Genomic DNA, 23,024 nt, shown 5'->3' with positions numbered 1-23,024 from the left:
TTTTATTCTTCTACTTATCATAACTATATTTTGGTATGTAGTATTAATTAGTCTTCCAGTGAGTGTAATGCGTCCCATAGATCGTCCACATCTTCGGGTTTAGACTCGATATCATCTGAAGGATACATTACAGCGTCTGTAACTCCTTCGATAGCGTCAAGAGCTACAGATTGGGATTCCCGTTCAGGAACGCCTGCAAGGCCGTTAATCTCAACCATACTGCCGTAAATACGACGAGCTTTTGTCAGACCACCTTCATCAGTATTGGACTTGAATATCCAGTGGTTTTCAGCTTTAGATAGAGCGGTATTGATTCGTTCAGAAAACTCATCTTTCGCTTCATTAACGGGCTCTTCTTCAATGGATTCTTCTCCCATCAAATCATCCATATCCATTCCTTCCATGCCCGCAAAATCATAATTATTTTTAGTCGCACCCGTCTTTCTAGCATCCTCTTTTTCCTTAGGTGGTTCGTTACCTAATAAAGGTTCAATATTGTCTTCAGGTTTTATGGTGCTTTCTTGGACTTTATTTAGGCTTTCAATTGCGCTTGACAAATCCTGATTTTCATTCTGGGCAATTGATCTAACATCCGATGCGGTGGAGGTAGGAATGTGCGGATCATTCGCGCTAACAGTTGCCAGCAACCTCCATGGCCAGCGATCATCTTCGGTGAAACCATTTACTACGGATAGCTTGTCTAAAGTTGGTATATTTCCAATTTCAGGAGACTCTCCGCTAGCAAGGATTCTCTCTAATTCGATATTCTTAGCCACCTTATCTTGAAGCAGCTCCAATGTATCTGGATCAGGCGACTTTACTTTTAACATTCTATTGATTCGAAAATTGCTAACTAGCTTTTTATCATCAATTCCGTGGTGAAATATTTGTACTCGATGAATGTTTGCCCGCTCAAAAACATGCCCCTCACCCTCTCTTTGCTCTTTAAGATCTTGGAAGTCGATTCTGTCAGCATCCCTAATACCAGCTGATATATTGGTTTTGTAAGTATCCATGCCATCAACATCTTGCTCCCAGCCGGCTCCCTCAGCTACTTTCATTGTTCCAGCAAGTTCTTTAAATTTTCTCCAGGTAATTTCAGGATCCTCAAGAGCCATTAATACTTTTAGCCTAGTGTTACCAAAAATCATATCGGCCTCTTGTTCGGAAGCCCTCACAAAGCCAGCAAGATCTTGACCCGCGAAGACGACAGACATCCCAAGGCCGCGGCCCTGAGTTGCCGTTACAGCGAAACCATCAACAGCAACTTCTGCATATTCATCCACAATAATTATTGTTGGTATTCTTAGATCAATCGGCAGTGAGTCAATTACATCCTCGCGATTACCTTCAGCTTTACCACCCAAACCCTGGGCCATTGCGGTACGGATACTTGATAGAACAACTTTTCCTAGGGCGGCTCTTTCTTCGCTTGCCTGCTCCATGGCGGGGACAAGAACCACGAGAATCCTATTGTTCATAACGATGTCTACGAAATCAGCATCAGCTAATTCCGTTTCGTATATGTGTCCAAACGTACCGGCCAAATTAGCTAATACACGTGTAAAATAACCTTCAGCAAAGCCGAATTGACGGGCTACTTCTTCTGGCTGCTTTTCAGGGGGTAAATTTGAGTTGAAACCTGGTAGGGCCTTCAAAAAAGTACCAATAGATTTTACAGTTCTCTCTGAAAGCGAAATATTTTGGTAATGGACACCTGAAAACTCTATATGATTCTTTGCAAGCTCCATCATTTTGGTTAGCCCAATGGATTCCCCAATAAGCGAAGGCGTAATATTGATGACACCCATATCGCGCAATTCCACCAGAGCGGGCATCAATACATTTAGAACAGCAATTGCTTTATCAGAAAATACTTTATTCTCTGCGCCGCCGGCAGGCATCAATCCAACTAAGGTTTGCGAGCAAGTCCCTGCAGTGCCTCTGGCAAATGGGTTGGTTGTATTCGATAGTCGCTCCCAATACCTTTCCTTAAGGGATCTATTGCCTGTAATGTAGTTAATAATACGCAGGTCATCTTCTCTTCCGAATATTCTTGCTAAGGTAGCAAATTGAAAAAGAAGTTTAGGTGCAGCTTTTGCATCTACGTATATTATTCCGCCTCCCATACAGAATGCGGTACACGCGGACAGGGAAATCAGTGTTTCTGTCTTACCTGCCCCAGTTGTACCGATAAGAAGCATATGCGTTAAAAGATCTTTCCCCGCGATCCATACCTCGGTTCTACCTTTCCTAAGGTTTCCAAGAAGGATTGTGCCACTCGCTTTGTTAAATTTGTTAGCTTGTCCTGGTTTCGGATCGTTATAGTCGATCTGCCTAGAAAGACTGCAAGGTAGTTTCATTGGGAGAGAACGATTTGGGCGAGCGCCGCCTGACCACAACGCAATTGTTATCGATAAAGGAATTGATAACCATGCGATGATCGGGTTGTAAAAGGGGGCCGCACAGAATATGAAAATAATTACGATAGAAACATCCCATTTCGGAGCTTCGTCTCTAAAATATTCAGTCGTTCTTCTCGTATCTTTAAATGCGTATTCTTTTCTAACGCGCTGTTGTTCTTCTGGGGCTCTGTATTGTACGGACATCGTTAATTGTCCTCCTTAGGTGTCTTTGGAAGATCTTCTGGCAGGGGAATCCAGCCCTCTCTAAACTGTAAATACTCTTCAAATTCCGAGACGGCAGTTTCTACATACGGTTGATGGAGAGGCCCGCCTACTGATTTTTCTGCAATTTTATGAGCTCGAGCACCGGCAGCCTCACTCCACCCGCACTGACCTCCTTCTTGGTTTAGGGAATACCATAAGACTCTATCGACAACTTTAATCCAAAGAAATAGGGGGGTACCTAGACGGCCCTTGGTTCTTGCTGCTTCAAGTAGGCGAGCCATTACTGTATTAACATAGGCATGTGAACTAATTAACTCTTTAATTTCCGGGAGTTTTTCATATTTTTCGATAGTTTTATCAATACCGGTAATATCTATTTCTGCGGAACTATTCTTTTTCTTTGGGGGTTTCCAACTGCGATTGAATTGATCTAATAGCGCAAAGGCTTCATCTTTACTTCCAGCTGCAAATGCAATAAACGCACTGTATAGTGCTCGAGTGAAAGGTGCTAAATCAGTCGACCCTGTCCATGGCTTTCCAAGCTGAGAAATAAAAAGCCTTTCAGTTTTAGTCCGATCTAAAATGCATCTATTATGCAGTTTAGAAATTCCCCTGGAATAATCATCAATAACATACTCCATTCCTTCCTTTCTTGATTTCGATTTATCAAAAGTTGGAGTAACTTTTGTTGGTAGTAATTGCCCTTTGAAATCCGCAAGGTACACTTGTATCAGGCCGTTTTTTATTGCGAACCGAATCGGTGAATCTTCTCTTCTAAAGTAGCCTTTATCGGGGTCTATTTTTAAAAGGTCTTCAATAATCGCTGGGCGAATTTGGGGGAACTGTGACATAGTAAATTTGGCGAGGGTAAATATATTCATCACTCTAGATAATCTGGCTGCTTTTGATCTCTTCCAAACGTATACGATACATAGGATGGAAATCAACGGCAAAAATAACCTAACTGAGTATCCAGTGAGCTCAGCAAAAGAGACGAATGTCTTAAAATCTACCGTTTTAGGATCTGTACGAGGTAACCAATACTTGTAGTTAGGTAGGTCATCAATAACATGTTGTGGTATTACGATATTTAAGTAACTTTCAGGCAACCCTATGCTTGCCGACCATGAATGAATAGCTTCCAAAATCGGCAAAGTAACATATGCAATCTTTATAACTATCAGTGAAATAAAAGGGTGGAAATTAAACCAAACGATTAGGAGGAGTACGAACACTAGAAGCAGCGCACCACCAACAATCATTAAGGTATCGTTTCCTCCATTATTGTAAGGGGAACTCTTAGCGCTCATTGTCCTTTACCTCTAGTAGACTTGTTAGATTTTCGACCCACTTTTCCTGATATCGACTATTTACCTCCGGTGTCTTTGAGTGATAATTAGCTGCGACTTGAAAGAATGTATTCCAGTCAGTGATATTTTCCTTTCCTTTTTTATCCATATGCCCTCGAATTATGTAGGCCCCGGCCATAAGATTTATGCAGCCGTTGTAACGTATGTCGACGGGGAGCACCCCGAATTTGGTATAAAACGTATTCCAGTTCGAGCTATTTATCTGCATAGGGCCGACGTCCCATGTGCCGTCACTATTGTTTCTTATGTGCCCTTCAGAAGCGCCCTCTGTTTTGAGGTATGCATCCAATATTATTTCCGGAATATTGAAGCGATCTGAAATTTCGGATTTACATTTACTAGTAATTGGCGATGCATGATAAGCGGAAGGTGGATCACTAACGGCCATGGATACATAATCTATATACGAGTAATCAGTCATGTTCTTCCTCAGCTATAGCTTCAAATTCATTTAGTTTGTTCGATATCCACTGGTAATCTTTATACGTCTTTATTAGCGCGATGGTGCCGACAGAGATACAGACTATTCCTGAAATAATATATTGATTTAGCCAGCTGATGATAAACCGATCTTCATATCCAGGATGAAAGCCAAGCAATAAAAACATTAGTCCTACAAGTGAAAACCCCAACCAGATAAAAAAGGTAATGATGTTTACTCTGTGTGCTTTTTCAAGATATTCTCTTGTCAGATTTTCATCACTGTCTGAATTATTAAAAACCCTCATGAGCCCTTTAAATGACAGCTTTGTCATAGTTCCAGCTTTATATACTGAGCCATTTAGTATATTTTTGGCTCCTTTTTTGTAGACTGGATCTCTCCATACCGCAAAAGGGGAGGTTACTGTTCTGTAGATGCCAGATGGTTTGTAATGGTCGACCGGCAGTATTACACCAAGAGACTTGTCTTGAATTTTTTGCTGCTTACTAAAATCTATTGATTGCGCTTTTGCTAGAGCACGTTCTTCGGCTTCTCGAGAGTCTTTAGCCCATACCCTGATGTTTATTTCTTCAATATCACCATTTTCACGAATATGTATTGGGACATCGAACTGACAACCATTTCCAAATTTCTGAAGATATAAATCATATGCACCATCAATTAATGATCTAGCCATCAGCTCACCATCCTACTGTTAACATAGATAGCATCCACGAAGCCGTTCATCGCAACTTTATATGTACGAAATATTGTCTCAAACGATATATCGTTACTTACGTTTTCATCTGACATTGATGAATATCGTTGATTATCTTCAAATAGTTTTATTTCTCTCTTTAGTATTGCTACAAAGATATTTCCTGCCTGCAGCGTTATATGTCCCGATACAGCCTCAGCATCTTCATAAGGTATATGAAACTGTGTAAGTTTCTCTACCGCTCGTTTAGCTGACTTGAGGACTTCTTTGATGCATTGAGCACACATAGTGTTTTCAATCTCTATTCGAGGATGTACATGGAGAACACTAAATATTTCACCTGTTACAATAATGTTTGCAGTAATTTCTTCTCCTGAGTGCGTCTGTATTTCTCTCAGACCGATTTCGGCACTAATACCTTGCTCCTCAAGAGAGGTCACTACGGGATCAACCAGTGACTGGAAAACCTCTTGAGAGTTCTTCCAGTTTTCTGCGACGACTCGGATACAGAATGCATTTATCGCAGAATTTTCATATTCAGAAACGTTTATTCCTTTGTTTACTAATACAGTTTTTACGCTATCAATTAGAGATTTTGTTGCGTCTAACATCTCATCAATATCTTTATCAATTTCTAGGCTGTCATAGTTAAGTGCTGCGGCAAACAATGGGCCGCATGTTCTTATCCCGTTTACGATATAAGGTAGTGGGGTTGGTGAATTGTCTTTATTCTTATTTTCAAGATTGTTTAGAGCGTCTAACGCAGGATTTTCATCTTTCATTTACCTTGACTCCAGATGACTGTTGGATATAAGCTTTTTGAAACGCGTCCTGCATTCTTCCTGCGACAGTTTCTGAAAGATTAATAGTCTTATCCATATTTGGGAGATAGTCTAAACAGATTTGATTGTTGTAGTGTTTTGTACTTTTTGCCTGAGTGAGATGCATCGCTTCATGAATTGTTTCGCAAAGGAACGAAAGAGCGGTAGCAATATTCAGATCTCCGCCGGTATAGACGACTCTCATTTGTAGAGGCCCTTTTATATCGACTACCATCTTAAAAGGAAGGCTCATGCCAGGCATATCCGCATATCCACTTGTAATTTGAATGTGCTTGGCACGTTCAACTAAGACTGGAAGAAGTCCATTTCCTTCCATGCATGAACGAATAGGGAATTCGTAATCTTGTATAAATGCAGTGTCAACATCATGCATTAGAGAATACTCTGTTAGACATGACGCTAAGAATGTAACGATATGGCCACTGCCGGCAGGTTCAGAATATTCACAATTTGTGCAGACTGATGACCCATCTCCAATCTTCTCTTTAATATTTAATATTGCGTTACAATTAGGGCAACGTGTAAGTAGCGCACTAGGGGTTATATTTGTCATTCCTTCCACTCCGCATGTTTACATTCAGGAAATTTGTTACACCCCAAAAATATTTTTGCTGGTGATCCTTTTTCCCTGTTCTCTTTTGACGTACGTGTTTTCATTAATCCGTCCCGGCCAGTTTTTGTGCATTCTGGACAAGCGTTGCCGTCACCTTCAAGCGGGTAAAGAGGTGCCATCTTGAAATCTTTATACGACGTTTTGCATTCACGGTTAGTACATGGCCAATAATGCCCAAATTTCCCGGATCTTCGGATAACAGGAGCATTGCATTCCTTGCACTTGTATTTGTCATCAATAGCAAGGGCTAGGTCTGGTGGATTATCCAAAAGCATTCGAATCTGTGTTTCCGTCCAACTACCAATATTTTTTTCAAATGCGTTGTGATCAATCTTTTTTTCCGCAATTCGTTGAAGAGCTCTTTCCCAAATTGCTGTCATTGCCGCTGTTTTAAAATACGGAGGAATAGACGGGAATATTTCTCTCCCCATTGACGTAACAATTAGTTTTTTTCCATCAACTCTGAGGTATCCTATCTTTTTCAGGCGTTCGATAATGTCTGCCCTTGTGGCTTCAGTTCCTATGCCATCTGTTTCGCGCAGTTTTTGGCGTATTTCTTCATCTTCAATATATTTTGAAATGTTTGCCATCGCTGCAATAAGGGTTCCTTCGGTAAAATACTCAGGCGCTTTCGTACGCTTATCTAATACTTTTGAATCCGAGACTACTACGGACTCCCCTTTTCTCACATGCGGTAGCTGGTTTTCAGTATCATCAGAGTCGTCTTTATCATCGAGCAACTCTTTCCATCCGTTTAGTACAACAACCTTTCCTTTTGACTTGAATTCATACCCCTTACATACAGTGATTATGGTTGTAGATTGAAATTGATGTTTAGGCATGAACTGAGCTAGAAATCTTGAGGATACTGCCATATAGATATTTTCAAGGACTTCTATAGACCCGATGCCCTTATTTTTTTGATCCTTAGGCGAAAGGTTTTTATACCTGTCAAAGTTAGGCGGGCATGATGTGGGAATGATAGCTGTATGTGCTGTCGTTTTTTTATCGTTGTAACATCGAGGCTTGGATCGAATATCTAAGTTCAGATTGTCTGACGAAAGATTATTCGCATCAATTATTGTGGTGCAGATATTAGCTGCGTCATTAAAATCCCCCTCACTCAAGTATGAACAATCTGTTCTTGGGTAGGTAAAGGCTTTCAGGTCCTCATAGAGATATTGACATGTATTTAAAACCTGCTTTGCAGCGTATCCCCATTTTTTTGAGCAGTACGTTTGCAATTGAGAAAGTGAAAATGGAAGAGGGGCAGACTGTGCTTTATCTTCGATATGGACATCTTTTATGAGCCCCTGAGAGGATTGAACCGATTGTTTTACGGCTTCAGATTTTGCCCTATCAATTAGGTAACCGTCTTCATTGGTTAATTCTGAAGGTATCACCCATTGTGCCAGATACTTTCCTATTTCAGCGGTGAATTCGATTTCGAGAGCGTAGTGAGGTAATGGTTTAAATTCTTCGATCTCAATGCATCTATTGTGGACAATAGAAAAGGCAACGGTTTGTACGCGTCCAAGTGATAACGTTCCTTGATACCCTTTGTTTTGAGCTAAACAAGTGTATAAGCGCGTAAAATTTATTCCCACCAGCCAATCCGCTTGAGATCTGCATAAGGCTGAAACCGAAAGAGGACGATACTCAGAATTTGGCTTTATAGTCGAGAATGCTTTATCTAAGCCTTTTGTGGATAGATCAATTGGCCATAGTCTAAAAACTGGGCCTTTGAATGGGGAGTGCTGAATCACTAGATCTAATAACGCACATCCCTCTCTGTCGGCGTCAGCGGCTGAAATGATACGTGCTGATTTCGCACACAAATCATGTACGATTTTCAGTTGATCTTTGGTTCTCTCAACCGGCCGGTATTTAAATGTCTTTGGTATTATGGGGAGTGCTTCGAGGCGCCAAGGACCACCCCATTCACTGGAATATTCTGAAGGGTCGGCTAGCTCATATAGGTGACCAAGACACCAGGTCATCACCCAGCCATCACCAATGATGTAACCTTTTTTACTTTCGGTTTTCCCCCCTTTAGCCAAGTGCTCAGCTAAGGTTTTAGCCAAGCTAGGTTTTTCAGCAATATATAGGTCCATAGCGCTCTCACTCTTCTAAGTACTTTGAGTTTGTGTGAGCGCCTTACCGTGTTCAATAAAAAAATGTCGAAAAGCGTAGTTTTCTATCCTACGCGCATCTTACTTGCGCGTAGGGGGATTGACTCTATTGCATCAGTAAACTTTTCTAGTGTTTGATGGTTTTTATCTATTTCATCGTTAGCTGATTCTGATAGATCCGTGTTGATTTGTTTCTGCATATCTAAAGCGTGTAAAAGCTCCTCTTTCTTTGAAAAAGGCTTCGATGCAACATCAACTAGTGATTCGATGGCAGAGCTATGCTTAGATATCTCGCGTTCAGCGCGCTTAATATCAAGACTCAATGATTTATCGTATGTCATCAACGATTCCACCTTAGCTTTTACGGATTTAAGATCAGATACTACGCGTGACGAATCTTTATCCCCAACTCGCATTGCCCATTGGCCATCCATTAATCTATGGCTAAGAAAAAAAGGAACGGTTCCGATTGTTCCTAGGTGGATACGATTTTCTCCTTTGTAGGTATTGTTTTCATTGTGATGCTTTAATACTTTACTAATTTTTTTTGATAACTCGCTTTGGCCCGTATACCTATGTCCATCGATGATTACTTCGGAATTATTTGTTTTAATACCAGCAATTAGTCCTTCGGTTTTACCTATATACTCATTCAGTGAATCGATCCGTGATTGATGATTGCTTATCTGGTTAGAATTATCCCATTGGGCGCGCTTATGGAATCTTTCTGCCGACTGTAATTTCTCGACAGTAGAGTCCACTTCGATCTTTTGCCTAATAAGTGGATTACCAGTTGTTATAGCCATAACTTCTGAGTAGGTTGGGTTCAAATCTTCATCTATTTCTCGTGCTGCGGATCTAGGATCGACTTTAGCTTGTTGAATAAATGCAGCCTTCCTCTTTAGGGTTTCCCACATAAATAGATCAAAAGAATCTGACTGGGTATAGTTATACCTTCTAGTTTGGTCGTTGGTATTTCCAGGTCTTTCCATTCGGCCGCCTCTCTGTTCTAAATCCCGCGGGCGCCAGGGGGCATCTAGGTTATGCTGCGCAACCAGTCTTTCCTGAATATTAGAGCCTACACCTAACGTTTCAGTAGATGCTACAACTACTCTAATAGCACCAGAATTTATATCTCCTTCTAGCTGTTTTTTCTTTGCGTCAGTCTTATAGTCCTGTGAAAATGCGATCTCTTTTTCTGGGATGCCTGAACTTACGAGCTTATTCTTTATATCTTCATAAACACTAAATTTGTTTTTATTGGGCACCCCCATGTCGCAGAAAACAATTTGTGCCAATTTTTTATTTTTACCTGCTTCCCACTCCATAATTACATTCTGAATACACTGATTGACTTTGCTATTAGGGTCATCCGGAATTCGAGGGTCAATCAGCCTCATGTCTAGACTTGCCTTTCGTCCATCATTTGCGATCTTTAGTAGGTTATCTTCTCTGTTGTCAACGCTACCTGAGCGTGTAGCTTTTGCGCGTTCTGCGAGATGCGCCATATACATTCTTAACCAGGCTCCAGAATCAGCTGCAATATTAATTTCCTCAACTTTGGGCTTGGGAAGTTTGAGTTGGGCGTCTGTCAAAACGTCGGCTACCTGCCGGTACATCATGACCATCTCTGGGATATTGGTGAATTTCGATAGGCGAGAGTTTTCTCTATAGCCGGTGCCTTCGGGGTTCACTTCAACTGTTTTGACAACTTCTCCAAAAGTCCCCATAAACGAATCAAAGCTTTCACATTGTGATGCTTCAAGTATATCCGGGCCTAAATAGCGAAGCATCGTATACATGTCAGACATGCTATTTCGTATGTCTGTACCAGTTGCAAATATTACCCCCCGATAGTCTTCATTTAGATCTTGTATATATCGCACGGCCATGAGCATGTTCATGGCTCGCTGACTGGAGCTAGTGTTGACTCCAGGTACGTGACTCATCTGGGTTGGAGTGAAAAGGTTGAGGTAGTTATCCGCCTCATCTACGAATAGTGCATCTACACCGATTTCGTTCAAATATAGAAAATTATCTTTCTTGTCGCCGTCGACCAATTCTTCGATCTTCTTTTCGAGGTTATCAAGTGAGCGCTCAAGGCGCTTAACCGTTAGCTGAGCTGCTCGATTATCGGTACCAGAAAGTTCATTGAGAGCTTCCTCGAGCTTATATTTTTCCTGTTCGATTACAGATCTTTGATGGTCAGGAGGAGTCGCTATTTTGTCAAATGAGCTTTGAGCGATAACCACCATATCCCAGTCGGATGTCGCAATTTTTGCTGTAAATTCCTTCCTAGCGTTTTTTGAAAGCTGTTTTGGATCAATGACTAAGGTATTTGCACCGGGATATAACTCCAAAGCCATTCTTCCAAATTGAGACAGGATATTATTGGGAACAACAATAAGGGGTTTATTGTGAATGCCTAGTCTTTTGCCCTCCATTGCCGATCCAACTAATTCAAGGGTCTTTCCTGCGCCTACCGGATGGGCGTTAAGTGTTCGCCCTTCGAATATATATCTCTGTATAGCCGCTTTTTGGCTGTCTCTTGCTTCGAAAGGCTTGCCTTTAAGAGTAGGACTAATACCATCCAATCGGACACTCGCGCCGGAATAGTGTGGCTCCACATAGACGTTATATCGATCGTTATATAACTTCTCCAATCGGCTGAGCCTATCAGGGTCGGACCAGATCCATTCTCTGAATTCTGTATTGAGAGCGTCAGCCTTTTGGTTAGCTGCTAGAGTTTCATCTCTATTAACCACTGTGGTTCCATTATCAAGCTTATCACGCACAACAATCTGTCGGTTGTTCAATAGCTTCTCAATCAGGTCGATCGCGCTTAGCCGTTTTGTTCCCCACTCTTGGTACACTCGTCCTTCATTCGTCGAAAGTTCCCATGCGTCTGGTTTAACGGACCAGCTCCCACCGAATTGACTCACACCATATTTATCTTGTGGGTTACGAAGATCGTTTTTACCACTAACGATATGCGCGGCAAATGAGCTTATATCATCTACAGGTATCCACGTGGCACCAAGCCTCACTTTAATATCGTATGATGGAATAGGGGTAGGCATCACTTCTTTAAGAGCTGATATGTTCCGTTCGTATTGACTGTCCAACTTTGCAGCATCTTTAGCGTAGGATAGTTTTTCTCCTATATTACCTGACAGGTATTGTTCTTTGGTTTGCCACGAATTAGTTTTTGGGTCTAGGTAGATCATTGGTCCTAACTGATCAGCAATTGAATCCCATGGCTCTTCTGTAAGGCTCGAAATATATGCTGTATCGATCGAGCCCTTAACCCCAAGTGAAATATTTAAAGCTTCTTCTGCTGATTCAGCTTTTGACGGAATGGTTGATTTACGTATTGTCGCTTCAGTGAATATGTCTGTCTTAACATATTCATCTTTATTGGAGCCAATTTTTTCTAAGGCAAGTAACAGCGGAGAATCAGGATCAGCTGAAAACAGTCTGCGATTTTTTGTAGAGTTTAAATTTCCGTGGTCGTTGACGAAACGATCATATGATGAATTTAGGCTTGCTTGTAGTTCCAGAAGTTGGTCTTGGGTATAAGTTCCGAGCTGCAGGTTTATTGTATCTTTAGCTAAGTCCCTAAGGGCAACCATGCCTGATATTTTTGCCCGGTCTGAGTCGCTTAACTTTACCGGCATAAAGGTGTTTTCATAAGAGCTGGTTACCTGATTGAACTCAGGGGTTACAATACCGACTGCGCCATTTGAAACCACATAATTACCCGCTTTTAGGCTCTCTTTGGCTTCCAGCTTTTGTAGAGGTGCATCCTTTACAATTGAAGTTTCAATATTTTCGGTGTAGATATTCTTCGGCAGGTTATCAATTCTTAGTTTGACCTCATCGGCAATGGTGCTACTCCCACTATAGGAAGTGGCGAGCTCCGGGCCATGTCTACCGGACACCGCCACCACGTCACCAATTACCATCGAAGGGTTGTCTAGAAAATATCTATTTAAGGGCAGGCTAACGCCTTCTTCTCTACCTGGTACTTGATACTCGCGTTCGATTGACCAAAGCCATGTATTATCCTGTGGTTTCTCGTTTTCTTGGCGTTTTCTTAAAATGATGATGTCGGCATTGACATCAGTGCCCGCATAACCGGTAAATGTTTTTCTAGGTAAGCGTATTGCACCTACTAAATCCGCTTTTTCGTATAGATGCTCCCTAACTGCAGGGTCTTTTTTGTCTAGTGTTCCCGTGGAGGTCACAAAAGCAACTAGACCTCCAGGCCTAACTTTATCTAGTGACTTTGAGAAAAAATAATCGTGGATCTTAAAATTGTGTTTTTTATACTCACTATCGAAAACCTTAACATCACCAAACGGTATGTTTGATATAGCGATATCAAAATAGTTATTTGGTAGCTTGGCTTTCTCATAGGGCTCAAGGTGAATGGATTCGTTCCCGTATAGTAATTTCGCGATACTTGCGCTTACGGGTTCTATTTCTTTACCAACAAACGAAGATGAGTTCGCAATACTCTCTGGAGAGCATCCAATGAACTGCCCTGTACCCGTACTAGGATCAAGAACCTTTCCTCCGCTGAAACCAGTGTGTTGAACGGCTTCCCAAATTGCTTGTGTGATAGTTGGAGGAGTATAAAAAGCAGTTAGCACGCTTCGTTTAAGATGCTCATACTCTCCACTTTGTAAGCTAGCTATTAGATCAGATTTGTCCCTGTTATACCCATACTGGCTAAATACACTCGACAAGCCGCCCCAGCCAGTATATCTAGACAAGATTTCCTTTTGCTCGTTTGAGGCCGGTACCCCAGAATTTAGCAGATCTTTTCGCACTTCAAGCGCCTCAATATTAAGCCTCTTTCTGTGCTCAGGCCCCTTGGCTACATCTGACTCAAGTGTTTCGCTTAATTGAAAACTGACTCCTCGGGTTCTGGGAGCACTTCGGCCAATACTATTTCCTGTGCTTGAACTCGTATCCGACGATGATAAGTTGCCAGCTCCAGAAATTCCGCCGCCACCGGGGCCGGGTGCTGGGTCGTGAGGCGGCTCATCGTCACCTCCATTGCCGTTGTGATCCTCTCTTGCAAATTTAACAACGTTGTCTCCCAGTCGTTGGTCAGTTGAAGCTCCTGCGATTTCGTTGGGAGCATTGACTCCAAGTGATTCTTCGCGATTAAACCCCATTGATTCAGTGGTGCTGGTAGCATTTCGGTATGTTTCATAGACACTATCCTCGTTTAGATTTGAGCGTTGCTGTACGGCAATGTTTCGGGTGATTTCTGCTGGGCTGACAAATGTATCACCCGTGTTAAGAATTAGTTTGTTATCTGAACCTGTAGCTTTAAGAGTATAGGCATTGCCTTCCTGATAAATGGAGTAGCCATCCGGTAGTAGATTGTTATACTTTTCGATTTCTTCTGCCTGATCCTTAGCTCGATTTACAAACATAAGCGCTTTAGCTGCACTTTGGCCACCATCTATTTTCGACTCTTCATAGAGATCTTGGAAGTGCAAAACTAAATCTTTAGACTGCCCTTCAAACGTTGAAAGAATGGTTTCGTACTCAGATTGGAATTGATCTTCTGGAACTTTAATCGATTCACCGATATCTAGATCTCGCACATAGTTCCTTCCCGTCTCATCCGAGTAGGTAACAGGAATGTTTCTTGATTCCGTCGCCACTACATCTGCAGCAACGTGACCAATGTTCAGAGTTTCGTTTTCTATCCAGGCGATCATATCGCCCTCGGTATATCTTGGGCCTGAAGAGGATGAAGTGGAAAATTGACTAACTCGTTCCTGCAAGCTTTTCAGATCATCAAAATATTCAGCTTGGTTGCCAGCGTTAGTGTCCTTTATTTTCCATTGAATATTTAGATTAGAGCTAACTGGTGCGACAATAATGTGTGGTGGTATCGAATTTATTAGACTGTGGAATGAATCAACATTCAGGCCTAGCTTGTTAATTATTGAATACCCGCTCGCGCTATCGTTATCCGACGCAAGTAATCCGGCCACATCTTTTATGTTGTCAACATTTGATATATTGCCCAGTTCATTAGTATTTTTTATGAGAGTTATGTTGTACTCGTCACGCTTAAGTGAAATGTTGTTTTCGGTTGTAGGGAAGATACCCTCAAGTCTCAATCTTTGTTCTGCCGTATCTAGTATTTTCCCATAGTTCCTTTTCGTGATCTCAGCACTAACCATTTCGTTATTTTGGATAAGCCACTGCTTAAGGTATTCTGCTGGATTGATTTCTTTTAAGAAGTCACCTGCAGCATTCCTTATTCTTTTAGTATCGTCGGCAGTCAGATCATTCGTAAAATCAGCTATGCCTTGTGATATTTTTTCTTTCGCGAAAGCTATATCTGAAATTCTATTGATAATATCAACTCTGCTTCCTTTATTACTCGCACCAAGAACAGAGGCGTAGTCCATTAACTCATCTTTTTTAAGTTTGACAAGCTCACCTTGTCCATAGGTAGTTCTTGGGTCTATGTTTAGATAGTGCTCCGGTGCTACATAAGCTTCTGCCAGAGAACGGAATTCATCAAGGCTTAGATTTGGCATATATAAGCCAGTACTAGACAATAAGCCTTCAGTGAAATCGGGGGAAGGGGTATTTGAATTGCTATTATTGGCAAAGGATATCTCACGGAGAGATAGACTCATCTCTTCTGAATCGAAGGCGTATCCGATGAAGAATTCACCGCTGGTTTTAGACGTCGCCAGCACGATATTGTTGCCGTGATTGTCTGTTTCTAAAGGCAGCTCAGCCGGGATGTCAAACTCATTCTCAGGATAAAATTGGTCTGCAACTTCTTTGGCACCGGGTAAATTATTGGCTATGGCATTTTGAACTTCACGCTCATGAAGGTAGTGACCAATAGATTCGTAAGTGCCAGAGGCTATATCTGTTGCAAGGAGGTGTTTTTCGTTGGTGGGAAGTGAAGCATAGTGTCTATCGAATGACTCAGAAATTAAAGTGCTTTCAGTTGCGGATTTATCATTCCCTGAATAGGCGTCGTAAAGTTTTCCAACCTCCATTGGCGTGAGTAAATACAGTGGGTCATTGGCTAGCACGGGTTCCTCTTCTTGCGCATAGGAAGGCTGCCCGCAGGCGCTCACAAATTCAGAGGCAAGAGACATAGTGCTTGACGATAATTCATTATTTCCAACCAGAGCGAGCCAGCTTTCCTGGTTGATGGCATTAATTAGCCCATCGGCAATGAGATTTATTTTTGTTGCCACGCTCTCGCCTGAGTGGCCTTCAATATACTGATTAAGCCTATCTTCATTAGTAATCAATTCAGATATCTGATCGATATCTAAAGTTGCCATGTCGGGGTTGATCGTTTTTAAATTATCGACAACTGAGTGATGCTGACTAGAAGAGTGCTGAAGCCAGGCTTCGATTGCTGCATCTCGATCAACAAACCCGGCAATATTGCCTGATACTGCTTTAAGCAACTCTTTCGGTGATTTAAACGTTCCAATAAGATTATTTTCACCATCCTCAATTTTTCTAAGGTTCCATCTAGCTCCTTCTCTGGACGCGATTTGTGTCTTTCCATCGGTATCGATAACCCCCGCATAGCCGTACTTGTCCATCCATCTTTCTAGAGGTCCAAGTACCGAATATATGGCGTCAATGGATACTGGGCGTAGATCATTTTGAAGAAGATGAGATGATTCAATGGGCACTGGGGTGGCTATGACTTCCGAGGTATATTTCGCGTAATGCGTTATATGCGGAGGTAAGGTAGGCTCTTGATTTGATGGGTTTGCGCGTAGTGCATACCTATTCGTATACCGACTAGCAGACTTATCGTTTTCCTCATAATTATCTGAGAATACTAAAGCTGATTTTCTTGCGGTATCAACACCGATAACTTTTGCTTTATCGTCAGGCAACTCAGCTAATACAGTTCTTTCGATCGGGGCTATATCACTTACAAGTCCGATAGCAATCTCGACATTATTTCTGAGCTGAGAAGCACTTGCTAGCTCGATGGCTTTGTTGGCCGAATCAAGGAAGTCACACTCATTGTTTATAAACTGAGAAATTGCTCTATGTGCGTAGTTAGGAAGCGTTAGCCCTTTGGCTTCTAGATTGAGCGCTGTATATATGTAGCTATATTGTGCAATGCGAAGTTTAGATATTGCTCTTAAGTCTTCGATGTGGCCGACCAAGCGATTATCTTTTTCCCTTTTCGAACCACCTCCAGATACACCCAAATCACTCAACGCCTGGGTGACCTCCGCCTCACCTAAATCAGATATCTCGGGCTTGGTTAATGAGGCGAGCTGTGATCTAACATTCCACTGGGACTTAATTTGTGCAGCAAGCCCAGCTTCTGAAATATTGGGGTCAACCGATAACCCATGCACGTCGGCAAGCATTAATAGCGTGTCTTTACCATATCTGTCAGAAAGCTCATCCGAAGATATCGTATTGATATCTTCTTTTAAGATCGGGTGCATTACATTGTATGCATCAAGGGAGGAAACCCAGTCATTAAATGGGGGTAGATTTTCGGGTGTCTGCGTATCGTCACTGGAAAACAGTTTTTCGATGCTTTCAAATTGTGGACGTAAAGGCTGGGTTGCGTCAAACTCATTGGGGATGTAGCCGCCAACTCTACCTAAGGATAGTTGGGTGCTTGATTTGTGGTGTATCGTTTCAAATATATTCTCATAAAACTGTGCGAGCGATTGATAGCCCGCGGCTCTAACATCAACAAACGCACCGTGCCGATCTACCTGGTTTGTTTTGGGGTTCCAATAAGGATTATCCTCAACTAAATGGCCATCAGTTCGAAAAAGCTCATCCACATATTCATCGTAGGTGAGTTCACTTTTTGCTAGTCGCACTGTTACTTCCTGTAAGTCAGTGTATCGTTTGTCGGGGTCTTTTTGTTTCAATTCCTCATCAGAGCCAAGCTTACTAATAAGTTTGTCGTATTGAGAGCGAACATTATTTAAGCTGCTATCTGGTAAAGCTACGCCTAACTCTGTCTTTAGAAGAGTTATCATGCCCTCGAACGGTTCGCCTCGTTTGGCCCACTCTTTTATCCTTTCTCCAACGTCATGGGATCTTGGATCGTTCTCTTCAGGTGAATCCATTGGTTCGCTACCACCTGATAGAGGAGTGAACAATTGCTTCCTAGAGTTAAAATCATTCTGAAAGGCCTCTGCCGCGTCTTGGTAGGTCAAATAGGTTCCAAGGTTCCTAATAGTATCGGCGCCGGGTTGAGATTCAATCTCGTGAATCTGAAAAAATGTATGTGGCCCAGTATCAATCTCTCTCATCTGCAGAGCATTGCGATTTCCTTTTTCTTCAGCAATAAGTGATGTAGAAACTGCGCCTTTGGTTCCTTGAGGGTATAGGTTGTCATCGAGGCCGTGACGATCCAATATGTATTGGAATTTATCAAGAGCTACATCTTTGAAGATGTTAAAATCATGATGAAGCGTCTCTAAGTGACCGGCGTTATCTTTTTGAATAACCAATTCATAAACTGCATTTCCGTTAATATCGTATGCGTTGACAACTCCATGAACGTCATCTCTTGAAGATTCTACAACTACTTCTTTTGAGACGGAGCCCCCCGAGTCTAGATGATGCTCTTCAGCTCCTGAAAATAGTTCATCTTGTGGGCTATCGCTGTTTACTTGTTCGAATACATCAGAAACGCCGCGATAAAATTCATGAATTGAGCTGTAATTTGTTAGGTACTCAAGATCTTTGGAAATGACATCATAGTCAACTTCGCCTTCCATTAGATATGGATTTTCACGTTCTCCGTCAAAAGATTGTTTTCCTGAAAAATATTTCTCGAATGTTTTCCAGTGCGTGACTCCATTGGCCCCAAAATACGCGTCCATATAATCTTCCAATTTCCCTATGCGCTCTCGCGCCACGTCACCATATATAGCGTAGAACAATTGGCTAGTAGAATTTATTGATGTAGGTTTCCATCCTGGGATTACTACATCATCTGACATGTATTTTAAGTCTTGCCTATACTGAACATCATTAAATGTTCCTCGAGACAAATCATGGTAAGGGCTACCCTTCTGGGTGATAAATAGATCGTAAAGATTTTCCTCATCAAATCCCTTTTCCACTACAAGTTTTGTAATTTCTAAAAGCTTTATGATGCGATCGACTTGGGCAGAATCTTTTCTCTCTGGCTCCACGTCGTCTGGCGTAATGACACCACTGGGAGCCGCGACTTCGATCGGTGCTTCTAAATCTTCATCGTCCGTGTTATTTAGATCTTGTGCTATCTCAGAGAGAATATTCTGATATACGCTTAACGCTTCACTACGGTCGATATCTTTTTGTCCGGGCTCGCCCAATATAATTGGGAAAAGTGAAGCTATATCGGCGCCCAGTTTTTCCGCAGACGTTTCCAGGGCAGTTCTTTCTTGATCAGATAAGTCCTTATAGCTATCGATTGGAGCACGATGTAGAGAAAATTCTAAATGGGTAACCAATTCGTTTAGACGCTGAACGGTTTCATGCGAAACTGATGTGCTGGCAATTCCCGCGTCCAGCATTGCACGTATTGAAGTGCATGCTTCCTCAAGTGCTTTCGTATGGCGTACGTCGGGTTCTAAGTGGGAAAATGCCTTGTTTACGCGGCTATACACGGAAGAGAATGCATAGTCATTTTCTAAAAATATGTTGCCTGAATCTTGGAATTGTAATGCTACATGAGTAAGAACTATTTCCCCACGACTTTGCCCTGAGAGTCGCATAGCTTCATCGATGGCACCATGGTTTAGTTCTGGCTCTGGTATCTCTGGTTGTTTTATTGCAAGTTCCAAATCCTTGTTTGAGGTCAGGTATGGCTTTAACGATTCCCTTATGTATGGCATTGCCCGTGAGTCGGGTATAACTAACCCAAATTGAGACTTCTTGTAAGTAGGTTGAGCATATTGAATTGTTTTCGATACTTTTTGGAGTAAATCGTTGTCGGTAAAATCACCTCGCACCACAAAAAGTGTCCCTGAATCTTTACCTCTTGATTGTCCGATATATAATTGTGGAGCTCCAGTTAAATCATGAAGATATGTATTAAGCAGGCGCATGATAGGGTAGGGGGCTACCCAACCCCCTAAATGTGAGTTGTACGGAAGATGACGGTCACCTACTATCTTCTTTAAGGCCTCTTCGATTATTAATGAGTTATCTCCTCGAGAGTCAACAACCAGACAGGACTTTTTTCCAGACGCACCCACATGCTCCTTTAATGATACAGGGTACTTAATATTTTCCTTGCTATTCTCATTGGTGTTGTTTGATGAAATAGAATCTGGAATATCTTGTGCAAGATTATCTTTAATTACTTTAGATACATTATCTGATCCGTAAGCGGAAACTGCCTGTGCAACTAGCTGTGCTCGAATTCGATCTTTATCGACACCGTGATTACCATGAGAAATAATTTCATCAGTAGCTGCTTCTATATGAGAACTAAGCTTATCTAGCCCAATGACTTGTGTTTTAATCTTGTGGAATTCGAATATATCTGCTGGTGGAACACGTATGTTCCGGAACTGGCTTCGAACCACATCAAGTCCAGCCAATTTCTCAAGATCATTAAAATCAGTCGGCTGAGCTTCAATATTCAACCCGCTAAACGATGGTACGGTATATTCAGCACGGTGATCTCGAGCAGCATCCAAAGCAGCTGCGAAACCTACATTACCCTTGCTAGGGTTATAAAAATCGTTATCGGATGCAATAATCAAACGAGTATTCGGATATTTTTGTCGATATAGCCCAACTACATGATAAAGGTTGCCCTTATTTAGACAGATAGCTACTGGCAAGCCTGTAGCTGCATGATCGGTTCCGGAGTCAGCCACTCCCTCGCAGAATATTATCGGTTTTGAGGGATCTATATTGCCGATGAGCTTGTGCGTGCCGTATGGCAAATCAGTTGCATCGTCTTTAAACAGTGTGCCTTGAATAAAATTCTTATTAGTTTTCTTACCCTTATCGTCGCTCCAGTGGTTTTCATATATTCGTTGCGCGCCAGTGAAATTAAAATTCATGTCGTGAACGGAAATTATTGAGTAGCGACCATTTTTATCTTCCCCAGAATGGGCTCCTAATAGAGGTAGTAGATGCAATATTCCTTTGTTCGTAAAGTACTGATTTTTGCCATCTTCCGGAGGCATGGTCGGTATTTTCCTAGCCCAATAATTACGAGAGTTTTGGTCGCTTTGTGCCTGAGTTTCCGCGTCTCTTTTTGCTTTTTCTCGCCGGTCTTCATTTTTTTTCTTAACGGCCTCCAATTCATTTTGGCTCGTGTTTGGTAGTACTCCATTTTTACTATCGCGAAGATACTCGTCGTGAAGGTAAGAGTAAGCATCAAATGTTATTACGTCGTCTTTAAGGGTTTTTTTATTGAAGAAATTAATCTTAAACCAAACAATCGAGTCATCATTTCCGCCAGTGCCCTTTTTTTCATATACATGGGCGGCCATGGCAACGCTACCTCGGTGTGATTTATCGATAGGGCGAACTGTTGATGATTTTACAAGTTTACCTTTTTGGTTCGGTGCTCCTAGGTCGATGGCATCTCTGGCACTACTCCAATCAATGCCGGCTTGCTCGGCAAATTCGCTAATATATCCGTCAAGAGAATCCATTATTGAATATGGGTCTTTACGGAATTTCGCTTGTTGCCATTCGGAAAAAGTAACACGCTTTGGTGTTGTCGTACGATTTGGCGTGGCTTTAGGTTGAGTCACGCTCACGGGAGCAGGATTACCTACGCTTTCGGTTGCTAAATTATTTAATCCCTGGACATTGGATGCTTCTAGTATCCCAGTGAGCCCCTTAACAAGAGAAGCACGGCTTCGTTCTGGTACGAGCATCTGGCCATTTACAACCTCAGCGCCGACACGCTTGTAAAGTGAATCAAGTTGGTCTCGAAATTGAGAGTTAGATGTTTCACCACTTACTGTCAAATATTGACCGGATTGAGTGGTGATTTTCTGGACATAAAGAGGAGCCGATCCAGTTAGGTTTGAAAGCGATGATTCAACATCTTTCTTATATCTAAGTGGAAAAGAATAGGCTAACTCTCCCCGAACTCGGAATGGTTTAACACTGCTGACGGCACTTTCAATTTGATTTTGATACTTATCTAGTGCTTCCTTTGAGCCCCATACACGAAATGATTTGACCTCGCCGTCTCCGTTAACATGGTCCTTTATCGTTAACGGATATATTGTTTCCAGTTCTCGTTTATCAATCGAATTGACTTGGTTAGATACGGCATTGCTAGCTTCCAAGATTGGCTTTATTGCCACGGGCATTCGCACTCCTGGCACGTGGTTTCCTAGAACGCCGGAGGGATGGTTAACAATTTTATTTCTAGGAAGGGGAACCTGGTTTTTTATTATTCTATTGTTAGCCATTTTCTCGACAGTTATAGCAGCTAACGAATAGGATGCGATCGTGTTATTTTGCTTATCGGTTGTTTTGTAATTGGTAAGTGCCGCAAGATCAGCAACGCGTTTAGGGTCTCCAAAATCGTTGATTAAAGTTCGTGAACAACCGACTATTTCTACATATGAATTTGGATCGCTAAAGGCCGTTTGCGCTGCGGTGAGGACTGCTTGCAGTAGATTTTTCTGGCGGCCGGGCAAAGCTTTCTGATTCCAATAGAAATTCCACGTCTGTTCCGGCGTATTGTCACTCCTACCGAAAAATTCCCAACTGGAGGCACCAAGTGAACCATCCGGTGCTGTATGGCCAATTCTGATCATAAAGCCGCGACTACCATCAAGGCCCAGAGCTGTCTTAGAGCGCTTATCTAGCATGGAAAGTGCGGTATCACGCATGTCTTGAACTGAACGCACTTCAATCGGTCGCTGATCTAAAACGATGGCATCTACATACGTTTGCTTTCCGGAGCGTTGATTTCTAATTTGCTTTGGTACAGGCGACACTTTAATAGGTGTCACATATACGTCTTCTTGCCCAAGATCTTTGGAGATAGGGGTTGCCCATGATGCTATAGTAAAACCTGATTTTTCATCTTTCTCTTCGGCGCCGTATACCGCGATAATCGACTGAGGAGGAGTATATGTACGGTCCCTTTCATTCGATAAAGATTTAACCCAATCGCGGCTAACATTATGCTTTTTCGCAACGATGACACCTTTACCGTCGGGGTGTCGGTTACCATAAATATAGCCCTTTTCTTTGTCATAACCTCGTACTGTTACTAACATCCAATCATAGGTAGTTTTTTTTTGAGTCATT

The 23,024-nt window shown here is 42.0% G+C and carries 8 protein-coding genes; all 8 read right to left on the bottom strand.

Annotated elements, in window-relative coordinates; translation table 11 throughout:
• Positions 1-47: 47 nt before the first annotated feature.
• Entirely contained in the window at positions 48-2,609 is a 2,562-nt protein-coding gene (locus H5647_RS21600) for a TraM recognition domain-containing protein (protein ID WP_052692304.1), read from the bottom strand.
• A 2-nt stretch (positions 2,610-2,611) separates the two neighbouring features.
• Positions 2,612-3,940, bottom strand: a complete 1,329-nt coding sequence (locus H5647_RS21595) for a secretion/conjugation apparatus DotM-related subunit (protein ID WP_045861767.1) — start codon at positions 3,938-3,940, stop codon at positions 2,612-2,614.
• Positions 3,930-4,421, bottom strand: coding sequence for a lytic transglycosylase domain-containing protein (locus H5647_RS21590; RefSeq protein WP_045861766.1), 492 nt, complete (start codon positions 4,419-4,421; stop codon positions 3,930-3,932). Before H5647_RS21590 ends, H5647_RS21595 begins: the two co-directional genes overlap by 11 nt.
• The gene (locus tag H5647_RS21585; protein WP_045861765.1) at positions 4,414-5,118 is read right to left on the bottom strand and encodes a hypothetical protein; all 705 of its coding nucleotides are present in this window, start codon (positions 5,116-5,118) and stop codon (positions 4,414-4,416) included. The genes H5647_RS21590 and H5647_RS21585 overlap by 8 nt, the downstream gene beginning before the upstream one ends.
• Positions 5,118-5,921, bottom strand: a complete 804-nt coding sequence (locus tag H5647_RS21580) for a hypothetical protein (protein WP_045861764.1) — start codon at positions 5,919-5,921, stop codon at positions 5,118-5,120. Before H5647_RS21580 ends, H5647_RS21585 begins: the two co-directional genes overlap by 1 nt.
• On the bottom strand, positions 5,911-6,354 hold the full coding sequence (locus H5647_RS21575; protein ID WP_162926479.1) for a hypothetical protein: 444 nt from the start codon (positions 6,352-6,354) through the stop codon (positions 5,911-5,913). The genes H5647_RS21580 and H5647_RS21575 overlap by 11 nt, the downstream gene beginning before the upstream one ends.
• 176 nt (positions 6,355-6,530) lie before the next feature.
• Positions 6,531-8,708 (bottom strand): DNA topoisomerase 3, encoded by a 2,178-nt coding sequence (locus H5647_RS21570; protein ID WP_045861762.1) that lies wholly within the window; start codon positions 8,706-8,708, stop codon positions 6,531-6,533.
• 83 nt (positions 8,709-8,791) lie between these two features.
• A complete protein-coding gene (locus tag H5647_RS21565) occupies positions 8,792-23,023 on the bottom strand; it encodes a hypothetical protein (RefSeq protein WP_045861761.1) in 14,232 nt (4,743 codons plus the stop codon).
• Between the last annotated feature and the right edge of the window lies 1 nt (position 23,024).

The organism is Teredinibacter purpureus (assembly GCF_014217335.1).
GTDB lineage: Bacteria > Pseudomonadota > Gammaproteobacteria > Pseudomonadales > Cellvibrionaceae > Teredinibacter > Teredinibacter purpureus.
The sequence above is the reverse complement of the archived record's forward strand: the minus strand, read 5'-3'. Positions and strand labels throughout refer to the sequence as shown.

Coding starts and splice junctions, on each gene's coding strand:
- H5647_RS21580 (WP_045861764.1), bottom strand. CDS start 5,921: ATGAAAGATGAAAATCCTGCGTTAGACGCTCTAAACAATCTTGAAAAT.
- H5647_RS21595 (WP_045861767.1), bottom strand. CDS start 3,940: ATGAGCGCTAAGAGTTCCCCTTACAATAATGGAGGAAACGATACCTTA.
- H5647_RS21590 (WP_045861766.1), bottom strand. CDS start 4,421: ATGACTGATTACTCGTATATAGATTATGTATCCATGGCCGTTAGTGAT.
- H5647_RS21565 (WP_045861761.1), bottom strand. CDS start 23,023: ATGACTCAAAAAAAAACTACCTATGATTGGATGTTAGTAACAGTACGA.
- H5647_RS21570 (WP_045861762.1), bottom strand. CDS start 8,708: ATGGACCTATATATTGCTGAAAAACCTAGCTTGGCTAAAACCTTAGCT.
- H5647_RS21585 (WP_045861765.1), bottom strand. CDS start 5,118: ATGGCTAGATCATTAATTGATGGTGCATATGATTTATATCTTCAGAAA.
- H5647_RS21600 (WP_052692304.1), bottom strand. CDS start 2,609: ATGTCCGTACAATACAGAGCCCCAGAAGAACAACAGCGCGTTAGAAAA.
- H5647_RS21575 (WP_162926479.1), bottom strand. CDS start 6,354: ATGCATGATGTTGACACTGCATTTATACAAGATTACGAATTCCCTATT.